Here is a 2,822-nt window from a genome sequence, read left to right as displayed (position 1 = left end):
CTCTCCCTGCGCCGACCCGGCCCGGTCGTCCTGTACTGCGGTCGCGTCCGCGGTGTCGCCCTTGGCGACGGCCCCGCGGCGGCTGTGGCGTCCCACGTCGCGCCTCAGCCCCCCATGCTCTCGTCGGTGCTTTCTCTGTCGACGGCGTCGCCCCGGGCCCGCCGTGCACGCCGTGTTCCCAACTCTCCGGAATCCGCGAGGAGTTCGCGAAACGCCAGGGCCACTGTCTCCGGGTACTCCATCATGGCCACGTGCCCGGCGTCCGGCAACGTCACCAGCCGCGAGTCGCGAAAGGCCCGGGCCGCCTTCTGAGCCATGCGGAAGCCGACCAGTTGGTCACGGCCACCGTAGACGAGGAGGGTCGGCGCGAGAACGCGCTCGGCCTGGCGCCACAGCCCCTGCTGGCCACCCAGCGTGTAGGCGTTGACGATCCCGCGCGCGGACCGCGCCATCGCGTCCCAGAAGTACGGCAGCCGCAGCCGCCGCTCCATCTCCTGCACGGCGTTGCGGAAACCTTCCGGCGTCACCATGCCCGGGTCCCCGTAACACAGCGCCATCACACCGCGGACCCGCTGCTCCGCCGTCCAGGCGCGGGTGAGCCGGGTGAAGAGCAGGGCGACACCGGGCACCGCCAGCAGCCCCGTGGGCAGGGCGGAGCGCTGCACGCGGATTTCCGGCAGGGCAGGCGACACGAGCGTGAGCGTACGGACGAGATCGGGCCGTACCGCGGCGACACGGGTGGTGATGGCGCCACCGAGCGAGTTCCCGAACAGGTGCACGGGACCGCGCCCGGAGGCGTCGAGGTAACGGATGACCGCGCGCGCGTGCCCCGTGACGGAGTAGTCGCCGTCGTCCGGTGGCGGGGAGTCGCCGAAGCCCGGCAGATCGAGGGCCTCGCTGTCGACGACCTCCTCCAGCAGCGTCATCAGCGCCGACCAGTTCTGCGAGGATCCGCCGAGCCCGTGCACATAGAGCGCGGGAGGCAGCCCCTCGCGCGCGGGCGGTCGCGAGCGCACCGTCAGAGTGACCCCGGGCAGCTCGACCGACCTCAGCCGCTCGCCCTCCGCGACCCTGACGCCCCCCACTCTCGGCAGCACATTGGCGGGCGGCACGAACGGCAGCTCGGTCGAAGACATGCGGCAATGTTACGAGACGATCACGCAGTGGCTCATGTGTTCGCCTGTGTTCGCCATCACAAGAATCGGACAGGAGCAGTTCAGGGGATGCGCACTGCGTCACACCCCGGACGCGGATCGCATAGCGTCCGGATCGGGTGTCTCCTAGGCTCGTACAGAGGGCACCCGCGTGTGGCCCCTGCATCCTCAGGGACGTTCGTAGGAAGGGAGCCCAGCATGGCCGTAGACCCCACCGACCCCGAGACATTCGAGGCCGAGGACGCGCCGGAGGCGCAGGAGTACGACGTCGAGGCCCCCGAGGTCGACGCGGCCGAGCAGCACGCGGACCTCGCACCGGACCGCGACGACCCACTGACCGGCGTCGACCCGGACCGCGCCAACGAGGCCGACCTGGCGGAGCAGGCACGGGTCGTCTCACTCGACGAGGACGACTACCGGTGACAGCCCCCACCGGGGGCGGCGAACAGCGCCGTTGAACAGGAAAGAGGCTGCATTTTGCCCGCTCTGTCCCTGTTTGAAACCTTCGCAACCGCTTTCGCAACCGTCCGGTCCGTGAAATTCTGCGTTCTCACCGCGCACACCACGGTTACCGAAAAGTACGATGGCGACGCGGCCAGATCCGCACGTGGACGACTATGGGAGGCGGCGTGACAGCCATCGAGCAGACAGAGGCGGTTCGCCCGCGGGGCACACGCCTGCCACGCCGTGCCCGACGGAACCAGCTCCTGGGCGCCGCCCAGGAGGTCTTCGTGGCCCAGGGCTATCACGCGGCGGCGATGGACGACATCGCCGAGCGCGCGGGCGTCAGCAAGCCGGTGCTCTACCAGCACTTCCCGGGCAAGCTCGACCTCTATCTCGCACTGCTCGACCAGCACTGCGAGTCGCTCATCCAGGCCGTGCGCCACGCACTCGCCTCGACGACGGACAACAAGCAGCGCGTACGGGCCACGATGGACGCGTATTTCGCGTACGTCGAGGACGACGGCGGCGCCTTCCGCCTGGTCTTCGAGTCGGACCTGACGAACGAGCCGGCGGTGCGTGAGCGCGTCGACAAGGTCACCAACGAGTGCGCGGAAGCGATCTGCGACGTCATCGCCGAGGACACCGGCCTGTCGCGCGCGGAGTCGATGCTGCTCGCCTCGGGTCTGGGCGGCCTCGCCCAGGTCGTCGCGCGGTCCTGGCTGCACAGCGACCGCAGCGTGCCCCGAGACCAGGCGGTGCAGTTGCTGACCTCGCTGGCATGGCGCGGCATCGCGGGCTTCCCGCTGCACGGGACCGATCACCACTGAGGGCGCTTTGTTCCCGCCCGATGTTCGCTCGTGGCGTTCTCGGGCGGGAACTGCGCGTCCCCTCGCCGGGCTAATGTGTGCTGCGTACGGCGCGGAAGGTCGCGCACATCACTGACCGTCGGAGGGACATAGCCGTGGAGGTCAAGATCGGCGTGCAGCACGCGCCCCGCGAGATCGTTCTGGAGAGCGGTCAGAGCCCCGAGGAGGTCGAGCGCGTTGTGGCCGAGGCACTGGCCGGGAAGTCGCAGCTGCTGAGCCTCGTGGACGAACACGGCCGCAAGATCCTGGTCCCGGCCGACCGTCTCGCGTACGTCGAGATCGGCGAGCCGGCCCCGCGCAAGGTGGGCTTCGGCGCGCTCTAGGCGCGTGAGTGGAGCGGGGCGGGACGGCCATCGGC

The 2,822-nt window shown here is 70.0% G+C and carries 4 protein-coding genes; 3 read left to right on the top strand and 1 reads right to left on the bottom strand.

Annotated features, from left to right (window positions below; translation table 11 throughout):
* Positions 1 to 104: 104 nt before the first annotated feature.
* On the bottom strand, positions 105 to 1,136 hold the full coding sequence (locus ACFTZL_RS43635; RefSeq protein ID WP_382595816.1) for an alpha/beta fold hydrolase: 1,032 nt from the start codon (positions 1,134 to 1,136) through the stop codon (positions 105 to 107).
* Between the two features lie 216 nt (positions 1,137 to 1,352).
* On the opposite strand from ACFTZL_RS43635, the gene ACFTZL_RS43630 reads away from it, so the two are divergent.
* The 3 genes from ACFTZL_RS43630 to ACFTZL_RS43620 all read left to right on the top strand — a co-directional run bounded on the left by ACFTZL_RS43630 (position 1,353) and on the right by ACFTZL_RS43620 (position 2,787).
* Positions 1,353 to 1,577, top strand: coding sequence for a hypothetical protein (locus ACFTZL_RS43630; RefSeq protein ID WP_382595813.1), 225 nt, complete (start codon positions 1,353 to 1,355; stop codon positions 1,575 to 1,577).
* A 206-nt stretch (positions 1,578 to 1,783) separates the two neighbouring features.
* Entirely contained in the window at positions 1,784 to 2,425 is a 642-nt protein-coding gene (locus tag ACFTZL_RS43625) for a TetR/AcrR family transcriptional regulator (RefSeq protein ID WP_382595810.1), read from the top strand.
* Positions 2,426 to 2,559: 134 nt separating this feature from the next.
* Entirely contained in the window at positions 2,560 to 2,787 is a 228-nt protein-coding gene (locus tag ACFTZL_RS43620; protein WP_189723087.1) for a DUF3107 domain-containing protein, read from the top strand.
* Positions 2,788 to 2,822: the final 35 nt, after the last annotated feature.

Source organism: Streptomyces sp. NPDC056948 (assembly GCF_042674225.1).
Classification (GTDB): domain Bacteria; phylum Actinomycetota; class Actinomycetes; order Streptomycetales; family Streptomycetaceae; genus Streptomyces; species Streptomyces purpurascens.
This window is presented reverse-complemented; position numbering and strand designations above follow the sequence as displayed.

Bases quoted from the DNA above. Each gene is read 5' to 3' on its own strand.
- ACFTZL_RS43635 (WP_382595816.1), bottom strand. From the start codon at position 1,136: ATGTCTTCGACCGAGCTGCCGTTCGTGCCGCCCGCCAATGTGCTGCCG.
- ACFTZL_RS43630 (WP_382595813.1), top strand. From the start codon at position 1,353: ATGGCCGTAGACCCCACCGACCCCGAGACATTCGAGGCCGAGGACGCG.